Origin of the sequence: Pseudomonas umsongensis (assembly GCF_012647205.1) — a bacterium.
In the GTDB taxonomy this organism is placed as follows: Bacteria; Pseudomonadota; Gammaproteobacteria; order Pseudomonadales; family Pseudomonadaceae; genus Aquipseudomonas; species Aquipseudomonas umsongensis.
The window spans coordinates 1,397,701-1,413,418 of record NZ_CP051487.1 but is presented as its reverse complement, the minus strand read 5'-3'; the positions used below and the strand labels follow the sequence as shown (position 1 = coordinate 1,413,418).

16 protein-coding genes are annotated in these 15,718 nt (G+C 59.7%); 12 read left to right on the top strand and 4 right to left on the bottom strand.

The window, feature by feature from the left end:
* The first annotated feature begins 11 nt into the window (after positions 1-11).
* The 5 genes from HGP31_RS06305 to HGP31_RS06285 are packed head-to-tail and all read left to right on the top strand — an operon-like array spanning position 12 to position 4,208.
* Positions 12-794, top strand: coding sequence for a transporter substrate-binding domain-containing protein (locus HGP31_RS06305; protein ID WP_020797085.1), 783 nt, complete (start codon positions 12-14; stop codon positions 792-794).
* A 56-nt stretch (positions 795-850) separates the two neighbouring features.
* Positions 851-1,579, top strand: coding sequence for an ABC transporter permease (locus HGP31_RS06300; protein WP_020797086.1), 729 nt, complete (start codon positions 851-853; stop codon positions 1,577-1,579).
* Entirely contained in the window at positions 1,576-2,286 is a 711-nt protein-coding gene (locus tag HGP31_RS06295) for an ABC transporter permease (protein ID WP_020797087.1), read from the top strand. The genes HGP31_RS06300 and HGP31_RS06295 overlap by 4 nt, the downstream gene beginning before the upstream one ends.
* Before the next feature lie 25 nt (positions 2,287-2,311).
* Positions 2,312-3,430: a succinylglutamate desuccinylase/aspartoacylase family protein gene (locus tag HGP31_RS06290; RefSeq protein WP_033045305.1), complete on the top strand. Its 1,119-nt coding sequence runs from the start codon at positions 2,312-2,314 to the stop codon at positions 3,428-3,430.
* Positions 3,431-3,443: 13 nt separating this feature from the next.
* Positions 3,444-4,208, top strand: a complete 765-nt coding sequence (locus HGP31_RS06285; RefSeq protein ID WP_020797089.1) for an ABC transporter ATP-binding protein — start codon at positions 3,444-3,446, stop codon at positions 4,206-4,208.
* Between the two features lie 46 nt (positions 4,209-4,254).
* Here HGP31_RS06285 and HGP31_RS06280 read toward each other — a convergent pair whose 3' ends face one another.
* Entirely contained in the window at positions 4,255-4,803 is a 549-nt protein-coding gene (locus tag HGP31_RS06280; protein WP_168757328.1) for a hypothetical protein, read from the bottom strand.
* A 68-nt stretch (positions 4,804-4,871) separates the two neighbouring features.
* On the opposite strand from HGP31_RS06280, the gene HGP31_RS06275 reads away from it, so the two are divergent.
* Both HGP31_RS06275 and pdeM read left to right on the top strand, forming a co-directional pair.
* Positions 4,872-7,358 (top strand): ligase-associated DNA damage response DEXH box helicase, encoded by a 2,487-nt coding sequence (locus tag HGP31_RS06275; RefSeq protein ID WP_168757327.1) that lies wholly within the window; start codon positions 4,872-4,874, stop codon positions 7,356-7,358.
* A complete protein-coding gene (gene pdeM / locus HGP31_RS06270) occupies positions 7,358-8,017 on the top strand; it encodes a ligase-associated DNA damage response endonuclease PdeM (RefSeq protein ID WP_020797092.1) in 660 nt (219 codons plus the stop codon). The genes HGP31_RS06275 and pdeM overlap by 1 nt, the downstream gene beginning before the upstream one ends.
* A gap of 111 nt (positions 8,018-8,128) precedes the next feature.
* Here pdeM and HGP31_RS06265 read toward each other — a convergent pair whose 3' ends face one another.
* Complete coding sequence (locus HGP31_RS06265) at positions 8,129-8,338, bottom strand: hypothetical protein (protein ID WP_020797093.1); 210 nt, start codon at positions 8,336-8,338, stop codon at positions 8,129-8,131.
* Between the two features lie 107 nt (positions 8,339-8,445).
* The gene (gene dcd / locus HGP31_RS06260) at positions 8,446-9,012 is read right to left on the bottom strand and encodes a dCTP deaminase (RefSeq protein WP_007940589.1); all 567 of its coding nucleotides are present in this window, start codon (positions 9,010-9,012) and stop codon (positions 8,446-8,448) included.
* A 353-nt stretch (positions 9,013-9,365) separates the two neighbouring features.
* Here dcd and HGP31_RS06255 point away from each other — a divergent pair, with 353 nt between their 5' ends.
* On the top strand, positions 9,366-9,575 hold the full coding sequence (locus HGP31_RS06255) for a cold-shock protein (RefSeq protein WP_002554837.1): 210 nt from the start codon (positions 9,366-9,368) through the stop codon (positions 9,573-9,575).
* A 156-nt stretch (positions 9,576-9,731) separates the two neighbouring features.
* Here HGP31_RS06255 and HGP31_RS06250 read toward each other — a convergent pair whose 3' ends face one another.
* Entirely contained in the window at positions 9,732-10,739 is a 1,008-nt protein-coding gene (locus tag HGP31_RS06250; RefSeq protein ID WP_033045526.1) for a DUF481 domain-containing protein, read from the bottom strand.
* 136 nt (positions 10,740-10,875) lie between these two features.
* On the opposite strand from HGP31_RS06250, the gene HGP31_RS06245 reads away from it, so the two are divergent.
* From HGP31_RS06245 to HGP31_RS06230, 4 genes are all read left to right on the top strand, one after another.
* On the top strand, positions 10,876-11,256 hold the full coding sequence (locus HGP31_RS06245) for an MGMT family protein (protein ID WP_218646588.1): 381 nt from the start codon (positions 10,876-10,878) through the stop codon (positions 11,254-11,256).
* Between the two features lie 44 nt (positions 11,257-11,300).
* Complete coding sequence (locus HGP31_RS06240) at positions 11,301-12,860, top strand: AmpG family muropeptide MFS transporter (protein WP_168757326.1); 1,560 nt, start codon at positions 11,301-11,303, stop codon at positions 12,858-12,860.
* 142 nt (positions 12,861-13,002) lie between these two features.
* Positions 13,003-14,718, top strand: a complete 1,716-nt coding sequence (locus HGP31_RS06235; RefSeq protein WP_020797098.1) for a proline--tRNA ligase — start codon at positions 13,003-13,005, stop codon at positions 14,716-14,718.
* Positions 14,719-14,735: 17 nt separating this feature from the next.
* Complete coding sequence (locus HGP31_RS06230) at positions 14,736-15,689, top strand: hypothetical protein (RefSeq protein ID WP_168757325.1); 954 nt, start codon at positions 14,736-14,738, stop codon at positions 15,687-15,689.
* Positions 15,690-15,718 lie beyond the last annotated feature (29 nt).

Sequence of the window (15,718 nt, the reverse complement as noted above, 5' to 3'; positions counted from 1 at the left end):
GGGATTGAATAATGAAAAAAGCATTGCTGACCCTTTCTGCACTGGCGTTGTGCGTGGCAGCCGGTTCCGCGCTGGCAAAGGAATACAAGGAATTGCGTTTTGGTGTTGACCCTTCCTACGCGCCGTTCGAGTCGAAAGCGGCCGACGGCAGCCTGGTAGGCTTCGACATCGACCTGGGGAACGCGATCTGCGCTGAGCTGAAGGTCAAGTGCAAATGGGTCGAAAGCGACTTCGACGGCATGATTCCTGGCCTCAAGGCCAATAAATTCGACGGCGTGATCTCTTCGATGACCGTCACCCCGGCCCGCGAAAAAGTCATCGACTTCTCCAGCGAACTGTTCTCCGGTCCAACCGCCTACGTGTTCAAGAAAGGTTCCGGCCTGACCGAAGACGTCGCGTCGCTCAAGGGCAAGACCGTCGGCTACGAACAAGGCACCATCCAGGAAGCCTACGCCAAGGCTGTGCTGGATAAGGCCGGCGTGAAGACCCAGGCCTATCAGAACCAGGACCAGGTGTATTCCGACCTGACTTCCGGCCGTCTGGACGCCGCGATCCAGGACATGCTGCAAGCCGAACTGGGCTTCTTGAAGTCGCCAAAAGGTGAAGGCTACGAAGTCAGCAAGCCGGTTGACAGCGAACTGCTGCCCGCCAAGACGGCAATCGGCATTAAGAAAGGTAACACCGAGCTGAAAGCACTTTTGGATAAAGGTATCAAAGCGTTACACGATGATGGCACCTACGCCACTATTCAAAAGAAACACTTCGGCGATCTGAACCTGTACAGCGGCAAGTAATGCCCGGCGCCCATCTCGCGATGGGCGCTTTTTTCATCCGATCAGGTTGCTGATTTATGTTCGAAAACCTCTTAAACACACTGGGGCTCTCCGCCTTCAGCCTCAAGGGCTTTGGCCCGCTGCTGATGGAAGGCACCTGGATGACCATCAAGTTATCGGCGATGTCGCTGCTGGTGGCCGTATTGCTCGGTCTACTCGGCGCCAGTGCCAAGCTGTCGAAAGTCAAACTGCTACGCCTGCTTGCACAGTGCTACACCACGCTGATTCGCGGGGTGCCAGACCTGGTGCTGATGCTGCTGATCTTCTACAGCCTGCAAACCTGGCTGACGTCGCTCACCGATTACATGGAATGGGAATACATCGAGATCAACCCGTTCAGCGCCGGGGTACTGACCCTGGGCTTCATTTACGGCGCCTACTTCACCGAAACCTTCCGCGGCGCGATCCTCGCCGTGCCTCGCGGGCAGGTCGAAGCAGCCACGGCCTACGGACTCAAGCGCGGCCAGCGGTTCCGTATCGTGGTGTTTCCGCAAATGATGCGCTATGCCCTGCCGGGTATCGGCAACAACTGGATGGTCATGCTCAAGGCCACTGCACTGGTGTCGATCATCGGCCTCGCCGACTTGGTCAAGGCGGCCCAGGATGCGGGTAAAAGCAGCTATCAGCTGTTCTACTTCCTGGTGCTCGCCGCCCTGATCTACCTGGCGATCACCAGCGCCTCCAACGTCATTCTGCGCTGGCTCGAACGCCGCTATGCCGCGGGTACCCGGGAGGCTGTGCGATGATCGAACTCCTGCAGGAATACTGGAAAGCCTTCCTCTACACCGACGGTCAGAACATCACCGGCCTGGCCATGACCCTGTGGTTGCTCAGTGCATCGATCTTCATCGGCTTCATCGTCTCGATTCCGTTGTCGATCGCCCGGGTTTCACCGCACTTCTACATTCGCTGGCCGGTGCAGTTCTACACCTACCTGTTTCGCGGCACGCCTTTGTATATCCAGCTGCTGATCTGCTACACCGGGATCTACAGCCTGGCCGCCGTGCGCGCGCAACCGCTGCTCGACAGCTTCTTTCGCGATGCGATGAACTGCACCATCCTGGCGTTCGCCCTGAACACCTGCGCCTACACCACGGAGATTTTCGCCGGGGCGATCCGCAGCATGGCCCACGGCGAAGTCGAAGCCGCCAAGGCCTACGGCCTGACAGGCTGGAAGCTGTATGCCTACGTGATCATGCCTTCGGCGCTGCGTCGCTCGTTGCCGTACTACAGCAACGAAGTGATCCTGATGCTGCACTCGACCACCGTGGCGTTCACTGCGACTATCCCGGACATCCTGAAAGTCGCTCGGGACGCCAACTCGGCGACCTTCCTGACCTTCCAGTCGTTCGGGATCGCCGCGCTGATCTACCTGACCGTCACCTTTGCGCTGGTCGGCCTGTTCCGCCTCGCCGAACGCCGATGGCTGGCCTTCCTCGGGCCGACTCACTAGGACCCCGCTTCGGGAAACACGACAAATGCGCCACCAGATACATGACTTGCTGGCCCCACTGCCGGGGACCGCACGACAGATCCACAGTTTTCACTTCGGGCCGCAACCGGCCAATGGCAAGATCTACATCCAGTCGTCCCTGCACGCCGATGAAATGCCCGGCATGCTGGTGGCGTGGCACCTCAAGCAACGCCTGGCGGAGTTGGAAGCCGCCGGCCGGCTGCGCAGTGAAATCGTCCTGGTGCCCGTGGCCAACCCGCCGGGCCTGGAGCAAGTGTTGATGGATGTACCGCTGGGGCGCTATGAGCTCGAAAGTGGGCAGAACTTCAACCGCTGGTTCATCGATTTGAGCGAAGAGGTGGGCAACGCGATCGAAGGCCAACTCGGCGACGACCCGCAGCGCAACCTCGAACTGATCCGCAACAACCTGCGCCAGGCATTGGCGCGGCAGACCGCCAGCACCCAGCTGCAATCCCAGCGCCTGACCCTGCAACGGCTGGCCTGCGATGCCGACATGGTGCTGGACCTGCATTGTGACTTCGAAGCAGTGGCGCACCTGTACACCACGCCCGAAGCCTGGCCACAGGTCGAGCCGCTGGCTCGCTACATCGGTTCCGAAGCCAGCCTGTTGGCCACCGACTCCGGTGGCCAGTCGTTCGATGAATGCTTCACGCTGCTCTGGTGGCAATTGAAGGAGCGCTTCGGCGAGCACTTCGATATTCCGCCGGGGAGCTTTTCGGTCACCGTCGAGCTGCGCGGCCAGGGCGACGTCAACCACCCGCTGGCCAGCCAGGACAGCCAGGCGCTGATCGACTATCTGATTCATTTCGGCGCGATTGCCGGTGAGTCGGCGCCATTGCCCGACCTGCCCTACCCGGCCACCCCCCTGGCCGGAGTGGAACCCGTGGCGACGCCTGTTGGCGGGCTGCTGGTGTTCAGTGCGCTGCCGGGGCAATACCTGGAAGCCGGGCAACTGATCGCCGAAATCATTGACCCCATCAGCGACCGTGTCACGCCTGTCCATTGCACTGCCGCCGGCCTGATGTACGCCCGCTCGCTGCGCCGCATGGCCACCGCCGGCATGGTGATCGCCCACGTCGCGGGCGCCGAAGCCTATCGCAGCGGCTACCTACTTTCGCCTTGAGGATGCATGCTCCATGTACAAACTGACCATTGAAGGCCTGCATAAAAGCTATGGCGATCATGAGGTGCTCAAGGGCGTTTCGCTCAAGGCCAACACGGGCGATGTCATCAGCCTGATCGGTGCCAGCGGCTCCGGAAAAAGTACCTTCCTGCGCTGCATCAACTTCCTCGAACAGCCCAACGATGGGGCCATGAGCCTCGACGGCCAGGCCATTCGCATGATCAAGGATCGTCATGGCATGCACGTGGCCGATGCCGATGAACTGCAAAGAATCCGCACCCGCCTGGCCATGGTGTTCCAGCATTTCAACTTGTGGAGCCACATGACGGTGCTGGAAAACATCACCATGGCCCCACGCCGGGTGCTGGGCTGCAGCAAGCAGGAAGCCGAAGACCGCGCCCGACGTTACCTCGACAAGGTCGGGCTGGCAGCACGCGTAGCGGATCAATACCCGGCATTCCTTTCCGGTGGCCAGCAACAACGGGTGGCGATTGCTCGCGCGTTGGCCATGGAACCGGAAGTGATGCTGTTTGACGAACCGACCTCGGCGCTCGACCCGGAACTGGTGGGTGAAGTGCTCAAGGTGATCCAGGGCCTGGCCGAAGAAGGCCGGACCATGATCATGGTCACCCATGAAATGAGCTTCGCGCGCAAAGTATCGAGCCAGGTGTTGTTCCTGCACCAGGGCCTGGTGGAGGAAGAAGGCGCGCCGGAGGATGTGCTGGGCAACCCGAAGAGCGAGCGTCTGAAACAGTTCCTCAGCGGCAACTTGAAATAAGCGTTCAACCCTTGAAACGGGAGCCAGGCTGACTGGCTTCCGTCACTCAACTGGCTTCACGCTCAAGCCTGAAGCTGCCGTTTTCCACCTCGATGCCGTCGGCATCCAGGCCGCGGAAACTTCCGGCAAACTGTGCGTCGCCTCCCACCGTCAATTCAAGCGCGCCTCGATACAACTCCGCTTCCGAACTGCCCGTCACATGAATGATCATCGGGGAGCGTTCACTCAATCCCAGATGAAACCTGCCGCTGTCGATACCCTGCGGCAGATAGAGATAAAACGCCTTGTCCAGACCATCGCTCGCGCCAAGGCAGTGCAAGCCTGGCTGTTCGAAATAGTCGAGCGTTGGCGCTGCCCGAAACGCGAGGAGCTTCCCACTCTCCGTGATCAAATCGGCGCGCAAATGCCCTGCACGAACTGACTTCATCTGAATGTTCCTTTTCATATTCATGGTCGACGGGCTCGCTGTCGGCCCTGGCAAGACGCGCAGGACGAACAGCGCAGCGATAAAACCACGGCCCATCGGCCAATAGGTTTCAAAGACAAACACAGTTATTTCCGAATATGAGAACTGCTCGGCGAAGACCGCACGCATCAGTCATTAAACCTTTCGCGTTGCGCCGTGGTCAGTCAAAGAACACTCTCAGAGCGCACGCCGCCGGTATGGGAACCACCACCGACTTCGCCAAACGCTGGTTCACCGCTCGCGGCTGGAAGCCGTTCACCTTTCAGAAACAGGTGTGGGCAGCCGTCAAACAAGGACAATCCGGTCTGCTGCACGCCAGCACCGGCGCCGGCAAAACCTATGCGGTCTGGTTCGGCGCGCTCAATCGCTTCGCACGCTCTGCACCTGCGGTTGAAACACCACGCAAACGAAAACCCGTAGCCGATCCCCTGACCGCTCTCTGGATAACCCCGATGCGCGCCCTGGCTGCCGACACCGCCCGCGCACTGCAGGCGCCGCTGCTCGACTTGCAGATCCCCTGGAACGTCGGCCTGCGCACGGGTGATACCAGCAGCAGCGAACGTGCACGCCAGAGCCGACGCTTGCCTACCGCGCTGATCACCACCCCGGAAAGCCTGACGTTGATGCTCGCCCGAGCGGATGCACACACAGCACTCTCGACCTTGCGCATGGTCGTGGTCGACGAATGGCACGAATTGCTCGGCAACAAGCGCGGCGTGCAACTGCAACTTGCGCTCGCCCGCCTGCGCCGCTGGAACCCGCAATTGATCGTGTGGGGCGTTTCCGCGACGCTGGGCAATCAGGACCACGCCGAGCAGGTATTAATCCCACAGGGCGGCGGTATCAACGTTCAAGGCCAGACGGATAAAAAACTGCAGGTTGATACGCTGCTGCCGCCCGCGATCGAGCGCTTTCCATGGGCCGGACATATCGGCCTGAAAATGTTGCCGCAGGTCGTCGCGCAACTGGATGACAGCGCCAGCAGCCTGGTTTTCACCAATACGCGTGCGCAATCGGAAATCTGGTATCAAGCGTTGCTTGAAGCCCGACCGGACTGGGCGGGGGTGATCGCGTTGCATCACAGTTCGCTGTCCCGTGAAACCCGTGACTGGGTGGAGAGTGCCCTCAAGGAAGGTCACCTCAAAGCCGTGGTCTGCACCTCCAGCCTGGATCTGGGCGTGGATTTCCTGCCAGTGGAACGGGTGCTGCAAATTGGCTCGGCCAAAGGCGTGGCCCGCCTGATGCAGCGCGCCGGGCGTTCCGGGCATGCGCCGGGACGCGTTTCCCGGGTGACGCTGGTGCCGACGCACAGCCTGGAGCTGATCGAAGCCGCAGCGGCACAGGATGCAGTGGCGCAGCGACGGATCGAACCTCGAATATCACCGCATAAACCCTTGGATGTGCTGGTCCAGCATCTGGTCAGCATGGCACTGGGTGGCGGTTTTGTGCCCGATCAGTTGTTTGATGAGGTACGCACCACCTGGGCTTATCGTGATCTCACTGAGGCGGATTGGACCTGGGCGCTGGCTTTCGTACGTCACGGCGGGCTTTCCCTGACAGCCTATCCGGATTACCGCCGGGTCGAGCCGGATGAACAGGGAATCTGGCGTGTACCCGATGCACGATTGGCCCGCCGCCATCGCATGAGCATCGGCACGATTGTCAGCGATGCGAGCATTCAGTTGAAATTCTGGAGCAAGGGCGGCGGCGGCAAACAACTGGGCAGTGTTGAAGAAGGTTTCATCGCGCGACTTAAGCCGGGCGATGGCTTTCTGTTTGCCGGGCGGCTGCTGGAGTTGGTACGCGTGGAAAACATGACCGCCTATGTCAAACGCAGCACCGTAAAGAAAGCCGCGGTGCCGCGGTGGAATGGCGGTCGCATGCCCCTCTCCAATGAGCTGGCGCAAGCGGTGGTCACGCGCTTTAGTGAGGCGGCGCGCGGCGAGTTCAGCGGCCCGCAAATGCAGGCATTGCGCCCGCTGCTGGAGGTACAGCAACGCTGGTCTGGCTTGCCAACGTCGCAATCGTTGCTGGCCGAGGCGTTGAAGTCCCGTGAGGGCTGGCATCTATTCCTGTATCCCTTCGCCGGCCGTCAGGTGCATCTGGGCCTGGGCAGCTTGCTGGCGTGGCGAGTCAGTCAGCAGCAAGCCGTGACGTTTTCCATCGCGGTCAATGATTACGGGCTGGAATTGCTGAGTGCCACCCCGGTGGACTGGGTGCAAGCCCTGAGTCCGGACTTGTTGAGCCCAGACAATCTGCTCAGGGACGTACTCGCCAGCCTGAATGCCGGAGAGCTGGCCTTGCGGCGCTTTCGGGAAATAGCCCGGATCGCCGGACTGGTGTTCGCCGGTTACCCCGGTGCAGCCAAGAGCACACGCCAGGTTCAAGCCTCGAGCGGGTTGTTTTTCGAAGTGTTCAAACAGTACGACGCGGGCAATTTGCTATTGGCCCAGGCCGGAGAAGAAGTCCTGCGCGAGGAACTGGATATTCATCGCCTGGAACAGACGTTGGCGCACATCAGTCAGCTACGTCTCGACCTGCATCAAGTCAAACGTCCTACACCCCTCGGGTTTCCGCTGCTGGTGGAACGTATGAGAGAGAGCATGAGTTCAGAAAAACTCGCCGACCGCATCCGACGCATGGTCAGCGACCTTGAGATAACAGCCGGAACAGGGAAAGCCTGATGAGTACGCCCTACCCCGTGCGACTGGCCGGCGAAGAGCTTTGGCTGCTGCCGGAAAAAGCCCTCTACTGGCCTGCTCAGCAAGCGTTGTTGATCGCTGACGTGCACTTCGGCAAGGCCGCCGCTTACCGAAGCCTTGGCCAACCAGTCCCCCAAGGTACCACCCGCCGCAACATCGCCGTGCTTGACGAACTGCTGGCCACATTGCCCTGCCGACAGCTGATTTTCCTAGGCGATTTTCTTCACGGACCGGGTTCCCATGCCAGCGCCACGCTGCAAGCATTGATTGACTGGCGAACACGCAATGCCAAGCTGGCCATGACGCTGATTCGCGGCAACCATGACAAGCGTGCCGGGGACCCGCCGGCCTCGCTGAACATTCGAGTGGTGCCTGAGCCGTTGCTGCTGGGGCCGTTCGCTTTGCAGCACGAACCCCAGCCGCATGCGGATCGACATGTACTCGCCGGTCACGTGCATCCAGTTTATCGACTCAACGGTCGGGGTCGGCAGAGCCTGCGGCTGCCATGTTTCAGACTGGGCGGGGACATCAGCCTGCTACCGGCCTTCGGGGCGTTTACCGGAGGTTATCTGGTGGAACAGGACGACGACTGTAGGATTTTCGTCATCGGCGACGACGAAATCTGGCCGGTGTCCCTGTAGGAGCGAGCCTGCTCGCGATGGAAGTTAACGTTAATGCGGGCTTTCTGGAAAACTCAGCGCCCTCACGTTCTTCGCGAGCATGCTCGCTCCTACAGAAGAAGGCAGCGGGTCTCAGACAACTGGCGCGGGAGGTGGCTCATCCGGCAGGGTCGGCTCACCGGGTTCGCTCGGTTGTTCATTGGGCGTATCAGGATCAGGTTGGCCGGGGATGCCCCCCGCCATGCTGACGGGCGGATGTGCCAACAAGGACCAGGCCAGGACGCCAACCTGATTGGGCTCAAGCCTTGCCAGTTCGGCACTTATACGCGGATCGATCTTCATAAAGCACTCCTGGGCGATGGCCCGATCCGCCTTACGCGAATCGGAACAGTACATTCCATAGAGTGTACGCTCGCCCAGGAATTCCCAAGGTTCGTCGGACGGCTGACTCAGGTGCGTGGCAGGGTGACGCCACGTTGGCCCTGATACTTGCCGCCACGGTCCTTGTAGGAGACTTCGCACTCTTCGTCAGATTCGAGGAACAGCATCTGCGCGACGCCTTCGTTCGCGTAGATCTTCGCTGGCAGGTTGGTCGTGTTGGAGAACTCCAGGGTCACGTGACCTTCCCACTCAGGCTCGAGCGGCGTGACGTTGACGATGATGCCACAGCGCGCGTAGGTGCTTTTACCCAGGCAAATGGTCAATACATTACGCGGGATGCGGAAGTACTCGACGGTGCTGGCCAAGGCGAAGGAGTTCGGCGGAATAATGCACACGTCGCTATGGATGTCGACGAAGCTGCCGGCATCGAAGTTTTTCGGGTCGACGATCGCCGAATTGATGTTGGTGAACACCTTGAAGTGATTGGTGCAACGCACATCGTAGCCGTAGCTGGACACGCCGTAGGAGATCACGCGGCTGTCATCGCTGCCGCGCATCTGGCGCTCGACGAAAGGCTCGATCATGCCGTGTTCCTGCGCCATGCGGCGAATCCACTTGTCCGATTTGATGCTCATGGCGGGTGTCCTGAATAGCGAGGTCGAAAAAATCTGTCCGGCATCTTACCGGGCGCGCCGCCGGGTTCAAAGTCCGCGCTGCAATTCTCGCCAAACAGCCAGGAATTACCTGCAATGGCGACGAAGCGTCACACCGTCGATCCTTAAAACAGATAAACCTTCGCAAGAAGCATTGGCACGTTCCGGAAAAAGGGTTAAGGTGGCGCCACTGTGCTGCTTGTGTCACTGAGAATCTCTACACGATATGTTGAATTTCGATCCAACCATCTACAAGAATTTTTCCTGCTCTTTGCACTCAGTCTCGGCCAGGGTTCTTCCTGAGTCGCAGTTATCTTTGTTCAAGGAGTTACACCATGTCTAATCGCCAAACCGGTACCGTTAAGTGGTTCAACGATGAAAAAGGCTTCGGCTTCATCACTCCACAATCCGGTGACGACCTGTTCGTTCACTTCAAAGCTATCCAATCCGACGGCTTCAAAAGCCTGAAAGAAGGCCAACAGGTTTCTTTCATCGCTACCCGCGGTCAGAAAGGCATGCAAGCTGAAGAAGTTCAAGTTATCTAACTTGTACTTGCTTTAGTAAAAGGCCCCGCTCTCAAAAGCGGGGCTTTTTTGTGCCTGCAGGTTTTTCGCAGGCCAAAAAAGATCGCAGCCTGCGGCAACTCCTACCGGATGTACATCAATCCTCTGAGCTTCCGCAGGCTGCGATCTTTATGCGTCTTACCAGGTCACGCCAAATCCTGCCGTGTAGCGGGTCTTGTCCAGATCGGCATCGTCAGTTCCGTCGATAATATCTCGCTCGGCCTTGAGGTTTAGCGACGCCCAGTCCGTAACCTTGTAACGCAGGCCCATCTCGGCATCCAGTGCATACTCAGCCACGCCCGACAACGGCTTGCCCACCTCGCCATTGGTGAAGAACTCCACTTTCTTGCCAATCAGGTAACGGTTGTAGTCCCACTTCATCGCGACAGAGTAGAAGTTTTCCTTGCTGCCATCGCTGAATTGGTAATCAGTGCGGTTGATCAGAGAGCCCAGGGAGAATGCCCCCAGCTCGTTATCCCAAAATTGATAACCTGGACCGGTACCGACAGTACGCTGGCGGGAGAGGTCTTCGACCTTGTCACGCTTGTACACCAGGCGACCTTGCCAGAACCATTTTTCCGTCAGGAAACGGTCTAGCGAGTATTCTCCCCGCCAATTGTCCGTAGTCACCACGTCATCCTGGAATTCGCGGTTGTACTCGCCTTCCGCAATATGCCTCCATCGACCATGGCGCGCCGTCGTCTTGAAGTCGATGTCGTAGTCGTCGGTATCCTTGTCTGCCCGCTGATAATCCAGCGCCGCATCGATATTGCCTTTCCACACCAGATCCTCGACCACAGGCTTGGGCTTGAGGATTTGCTGGACGCTCGCCAGCTCAACAGTCTTGGGCGCCTCGCCGTTTTCCAGGGTTACCTTGCCATCTTCCGCCGCGTGCAGCGACTTGGCCTTCTCGCCGGTGTAGGCGTCCTGCTTGACCAGCAGCTCCTGATCGCTTTCCAGGGTCTTGACCTGTTTCCAGTCGATCGGCACGGCACCGGCGTACTCCGTCTGGACCAACAGCTTGCCACCGTCGAACAGGATGATCTTGCCGCTCAGCTTGTCACCGTTCTTCAACCAGACGGTGTCCGCGAGCAAGGGAGTGGAAGCACTGACGACAGCGAGGCATAGCAAGGTTCTGGACAACATAAGCAAATACAGGCTCAGGTTCGCGAAAAAAAGTCGGCATTATCCTCAGGAATAAGACCCTAGCAAGGAGTGACCCAACTTTTTCTATTGAGTTCATTTCTCAACTGGCAATCCAGCATTTACTCTACAGACGGTACTGCGAACGACTTCAGGAACTGCGAACGTGATCGAGCTGACCGAAAAACCCGAGAGTGCCGCGCAAATCCGACGCACGGCGCTGTACCTGACGCTCGCGCAAGTACCCGAAGGCAAGGTCGTGAGTTATGGTCAACTCGCCGAACTGGCGGGACTGGGACGCGCCGCTCGCTGGGTCGGCAGGACATTGAGTCAATTGCCCGGCGACAGCAAATTGCCCTGGCACCGCGTACTCGGTGCCGGCGGGCGCCTGAGCCTGCCCGCAGGAAGCCCATCCGGGGACGAACAGCGCGCGCGACTGCGCATGGAGGGCATCAGTATCCAGAACAATCGTGTTGATATTCAGCGTCATGGGTGGCGCCCGGTAGAGCACAGCGGTTAGAGTGCGCGCTTTGTTTCCGTATTTCTTGAGGCAGACTCCAGCCCATGCCCCGTAAAACCTGGCGCGCCGCGCTTGCTGCCTATGCCAGCCCTTCGACGCTCGTACTGTTATTGCTGGGTTTCGCCGCCGGCTTGCCCTACATGCTGGTGTTCTCGACGCTTTCGGTCTGGTTGCGTGAAGCCGGTGTGGCGCGCGAAACCATCGGTTATGCAAGCTTGATCGGACTGGCATATGCCTTCAAATGGGTCTGGTCCCCCCTGCTCGACCAATGGCGCCTGCCGTTGCTCGGCAAACTCGGCCGACGACGTTCCTGGCTGGTGTTGTCGCAAGCACTGGTCATTCTTGGCCTGGTCGGGATGGGCTTCTGTGACCCGCAAAAGCATTTGTCCTGGCTGATCGCCATCGCAGTGGTCGTCGCCTTCGCCTCGGCGACGCAAGACATTGCAGTGGACGCCTACCGACTGGAAATCGCCGAAGACAGTCGCCAGGCAGCGCTCGCCGCCAGCTATATGTCCGGCTATCGCATAGCAGCACTGCTGGCCACGGCCGGCGCGCTGTTCTTCGCCGAGGGCTTCGGTTCAACCGGCTTCAACTACAAGCATTCGGCATGGGCTGGCACTTACCTGCTGTTCGGCGCCTTGATGGTGCCGGCATTGCTCACTTCGCTGTTCATGCGTGAACCTGCGGTGCCTCTGCGCACGCAATTGCAGGCCGGGCGCTACAGCTTTGTGCATCAACTGGCCTCGGTTTTCGTCCTGATCGTACTGCTGGTGTCCGTGCCGGCCATGTTTACCCAGCTCTATAACACCGACTTTGCCAGCGTGCTGTTCGAAGGCGTGAGCCTGCTCGACCTGCTGCTCGAAGACCGCGCGCTCCTGCGCGCGATCCTCTACACCACACTCACCGCCCTGTGCCTGTCGGCCATGGGCCGTCGCGGCCTGGCTCCCGTACTGACGCCGGTCAACGACTTCATTCTGCGTTATCGCTGGCAAGCGCTGCTGCTGCTGGGGCTGATCGCCACCTACCGGATGTCCGATACGGTGATGGGCGTGATGGCGAACGTGTTCTACATCGACCAGGGTTTCACCAAGGACCAGATCGCCAGCGTCAGCAAGATCTTCGGCCTGATCATGACCTTGGTGGGCGCCGGCATGGGCGGCCTGCTGATCGTGCGCTTTGGCATCTTGCCGATCCTGTTCATTGGTGGTGTCGCGTCGGCGGGCACCAATATATTGTTCCTGTTGCTCGCCGACATGGGCGCCAACCTCAACATGCTGGTCCTCACCATCTCCCTGGACAACTTCAGTTCAGGCCTGGCGACCTCGGCGTTCGTTGCCTACCTGTCGAGCCTGACCAACCTCAAGTTCTCCGCCACCCAATACGCTCTGCTCAGCTCGATCATGCTCTTGCTGCCGCGCCTGATCGGCGGCTATTCAGGCGTCATGGTAGAGAAGTTCGGCTATCACAACTTCTTCCTGATCACCGCCCTGCTCGGGGTTCCGACGCTCCTGCTGATCGCCTTGCACTGGTTCCAGGAGAACCGTCGCGCCGGTCCGACACCGAAATCGGAGCCGGCGCCTACCCAGGTCGCGGAAGAATCGTAGGGAACACGCGCAGAAATCCTACAGAGGACGGGGTCAATCCCGTCCTCCTGCCACCGCACCGACCGCACGCCTGTACGGCAGCGGAACTCGCCCGTACAATGCTCCGTCATTTCTCGTCATCAGCAATCGATAACGGCCAACCATGCGCACCAGTCAATTTTTGCTTGCCACACAGAAAGAAACGCCTTCCGACGCGGTCGTGATCAGCCATCAGCTGATGCTGCGCGCCGGCATGATCCGCAAACTCGCCTCGGGCCTGTATACCTGGCTGCCGATGGGCTTGCGAGTGATGCGCAAGGTCGAAGCCGTCGTTCGCGAAGAAATGAACGCCGCCGGCTCGCTCGAAGTGTTGATGCCGAGCACTCAACCGGCTGAGCTGTGGCAGGAATCCGGGCGCTGGGAAGAGTACGGCCCTGAATTGCTGCGCTTCAAGGATCGCCACGGTCGCGATTTCTGCGCCGGCCCGACTCACGAGGAAGTCATCACCGACCTGATGCGCAACGAGTTGAGCAGCTACAAGCAGCTGCCAATCAACCTGTATCAGATCCAGACCAAATTCCGTGATGAGATCCGTCCGCGCTTCGGCTTGATGCGCGGTCGCGAATTCATCATGAAGGACGCCTACTCGTTCCACGCCGACCAGCCATCGCTGCAGGTCACGTACGACCGCATGCATCAGGCGTATTGCAACGTATTTACCCGCCTGGGCCTGAAGTTCCGCCCGGTTGAGGCCGATAACGGCTCCATCGGCGGCGCCGGCTCCCACGAGTTCCACGTACTGGCCGAGTCCGGCGAAGACGATATCGTCTTCAGCAACGGTTCCGACTACGCGGCGAACATCGAGAAAGCCGAAGCCGTGCCGCGTGAGACTTCCCGTCCGGCACCGGCTGAAGAGCTGCGCCTGGTCGACACGCCAGAGACCAAGACCATTGCCGCGCTGGTGGAAAAATTCAATCTACCGATTGAAAAGACCATCAAGACCCTGGTGGTGCACGCTGAAGAGAAAGGCAAGCTGATTGCCCTGATCATCCGTGGCGACCACGAGCTGAACGAAATCAAGGCCGCCAACCAGCCTGGCGTCGCCAGCCCGCTGGTCATGGCTTCCGAAGCGGAACTGCGCGACGCCATTGGTGCCGGCGCCGGTTCCCTGGGCCCGCTGAACCTGCCGCTGCCAATCATCATCGACCGTTCCGTCGAGCTGATGAGCGACTTCGGCATCGGTGCCAACATCGACGACAAGCACTACTTCGGTGTGAACTGGGAACGCGACCTGCCCGTGCCGACCGTGGCCGACTTGCGTAACGTGGTCAGCGGCGACCCAAGCCCGGACGGCAAGGGCACCCTGGAAATCAAGCGCGGCATCGAAGTCGGGCACATCTTCCAGCTGGGCAACAAGTACAGCAAGGCGATGAAGTGCGAAGTACTGGGGGAAAACGGCAAGCCGGTCACCCTGGAAATGGGCTGCTACGGCATCGGCGTTTCCCGCGTGGTTGCGGCTGCCATCGAGCAGAACAACGATGACAAGGGCATCATCTGGAGCGACACCCTGGCACCCTTCCAGGTTGCCCTGGTACCCCTGCGCTACGAAACCGACCTGGTTCGCGAAGCCACCGACAAGCTGTATGCAGAACTGACTGCGGCAGGCTTTGAAGTGTTGCTGGACGACCGCGACAAGAAAACCAGCCCGGGCATCAAGTTCGCGGACATGGAGCTGATCGGCATTCCTCACCGGATCGTGGTCAGTGACCGCGGCCTTGCCGAAGGCAACCTGGAATACAAGAGCCGTACCGAGGCCGAGCCGCAAGCGCTGCCGGTCGCCGACGTGCTGCCTTTCCTTCAGGCCCGTATCCGCCGCTGAAACCAGATAGAGACGTCATGTTCAAGCGAAACACCTTAGGCCTCGGTGGTGCCGCCCTGTGCGGCACCCTGCTGGTCAGCGGCTGTGCCAATCACATGTCACAACGCAGCGAGCACGAGGAACGCATCGAGCGCAAACTGCTTGATCACAGCCTGCAGATCGATGTGGGTGAGCCCAAGGTGCTTGAGCTGCCTCAACGCCGGGTGAAAATCCACGAGCAGAAGACTTTCGAAGTCACCGAGTTCGAGGTTACCCGCCATTACGATCGCTACACGCCGTACCAACCCTGGCGGGAGGTCTATGAGATCCCGCTGGGCGCGGTCGCGGTGGTGGCCGGGGTCGGCGCCAATATGGCCAACGTGTTTGCCCTGGGCAATCTGCCAGACAGCATGACCAGGGACTGGTTCAGCTACGGCTTCGCCGGGCTCAACCCGTTCATGAACGTGCAGTCCCATGGACGCGCCCAGCAGAACCTGGCGGGCATCGACGAAGTGCAGCTCGACAAGCGCACGGAGTACTCGAGCCTGCCCTGGAGCGAGCGCCCCGTCGAAGTCAAGGCTGGCAAGGAAACCTTCCAGTTGAGCACCGACAAGAATGGCGTATTGCGCCTGAACCTGTTGGACAGCCCGTTCGCCGAACATGACCTCAATCACCTGAGCAAGCTGCAGATCAACGTCCAGGACGCCAAGGACGATGTGCACAGCGATTCGTCGCTGGCACTGAGCAACACCTTGCGCGGCAAGTTGCTCGAAGCCCACGGCTTGATTTACGACGACCTTGAAGATGACGAAGTGAGCCAGTGGGTTCACCGGGTCAAGCGCCTGTCGGAGCTGGGCCTGGAGGAAGAAGCCACCGAGCTTGAACAGAGCCTGATCGAACTGACTCGCAACGACCCGGAGCTGCAGACCGAATTCCTCAAGTCCTTGACCAAGGATGCCGGGCGGCTGGTGGCGGATCCGGGACCGAACTAAGGCCTTTTAAAAGATCGCAGCCTGCGGCA

Excerpts from the sequence above, each read along its gene's own strand:
- HGP31_RS06305 (WP_020797085.1), top strand. The coding sequence starts at position 12 with ATGAAAAAAGCATTGCTGACCCTTTCTGCACTGGCGTTGTGCGTGGCA.
- HGP31_RS06300 (WP_020797086.1), top strand. The coding sequence starts at position 851 with ATGTTCGAAAACCTCTTAAACACACTGGGGCTCTCCGCCTTCAGCCTC.
- HGP31_RS06295 (WP_020797087.1), top strand. The coding sequence starts at position 1,576 with ATGATCGAACTCCTGCAGGAATACTGGAAAGCCTTCCTCTACACCGAC.
- HGP31_RS06290 (WP_033045305.1), top strand. The coding sequence starts at position 2,312 with ATGCGCCACCAGATACATGACTTGCTGGCCCCACTGCCGGGGACCGCA.
- HGP31_RS06285 (WP_020797089.1), top strand. The coding sequence starts at position 3,444 with ATGTACAAACTGACCATTGAAGGCCTGCATAAAAGCTATGGCGATCAT.
- HGP31_RS06280 (WP_168757328.1), bottom strand. The coding sequence starts at position 4,803 with ATGCGTGCGGTCTTCGCCGAGCAGTTCTCATATTCGGAAATAACTGTG.
- HGP31_RS06275 (WP_168757327.1), top strand. The coding sequence starts at position 4,872 with ATGGGAACCACCACCGACTTCGCCAAACGCTGGTTCACCGCTCGCGGC.
- pdeM (WP_020797092.1), top strand. The coding sequence starts at position 7,358 with ATGAGTACGCCCTACCCCGTGCGACTGGCCGGCGAAGAGCTTTGGCTG.
- HGP31_RS06265 (WP_020797093.1), bottom strand. The coding sequence starts at position 8,338 with ATGAAGATCGATCCGCGTATAAGTGCCGAACTGGCAAGGCTTGAGCCC.
- dcd (WP_007940589.1), bottom strand. The coding sequence starts at position 9,012 with ATGAGCATCAAATCGGACAAGTGGATTCGCCGCATGGCGCAGGAACAC.
- HGP31_RS06255 (WP_002554837.1), top strand. The coding sequence starts at position 9,366 with ATGTCTAATCGCCAAACCGGTACCGTTAAGTGGTTCAACGATGAAAAA.
- HGP31_RS06250 (WP_033045526.1), bottom strand. The coding sequence starts at position 10,739 with ATGTTGTCCAGAACCTTGCTATGCCTCGCTGTCGTCAGTGCTTCCACT.
- HGP31_RS06240 (WP_168757326.1), top strand. The coding sequence starts at position 11,301 with ATGCCCCGTAAAACCTGGCGCGCCGCGCTTGCTGCCTATGCCAGCCCT.
- HGP31_RS06235 (WP_020797098.1), top strand. The coding sequence starts at position 13,003 with ATGCGCACCAGTCAATTTTTGCTTGCCACACAGAAAGAAACGCCTTCC.
- HGP31_RS06230 (WP_168757325.1), top strand. The coding sequence starts at position 14,736 with ATGTTCAAGCGAAACACCTTAGGCCTCGGTGGTGCCGCCCTGTGCGGC.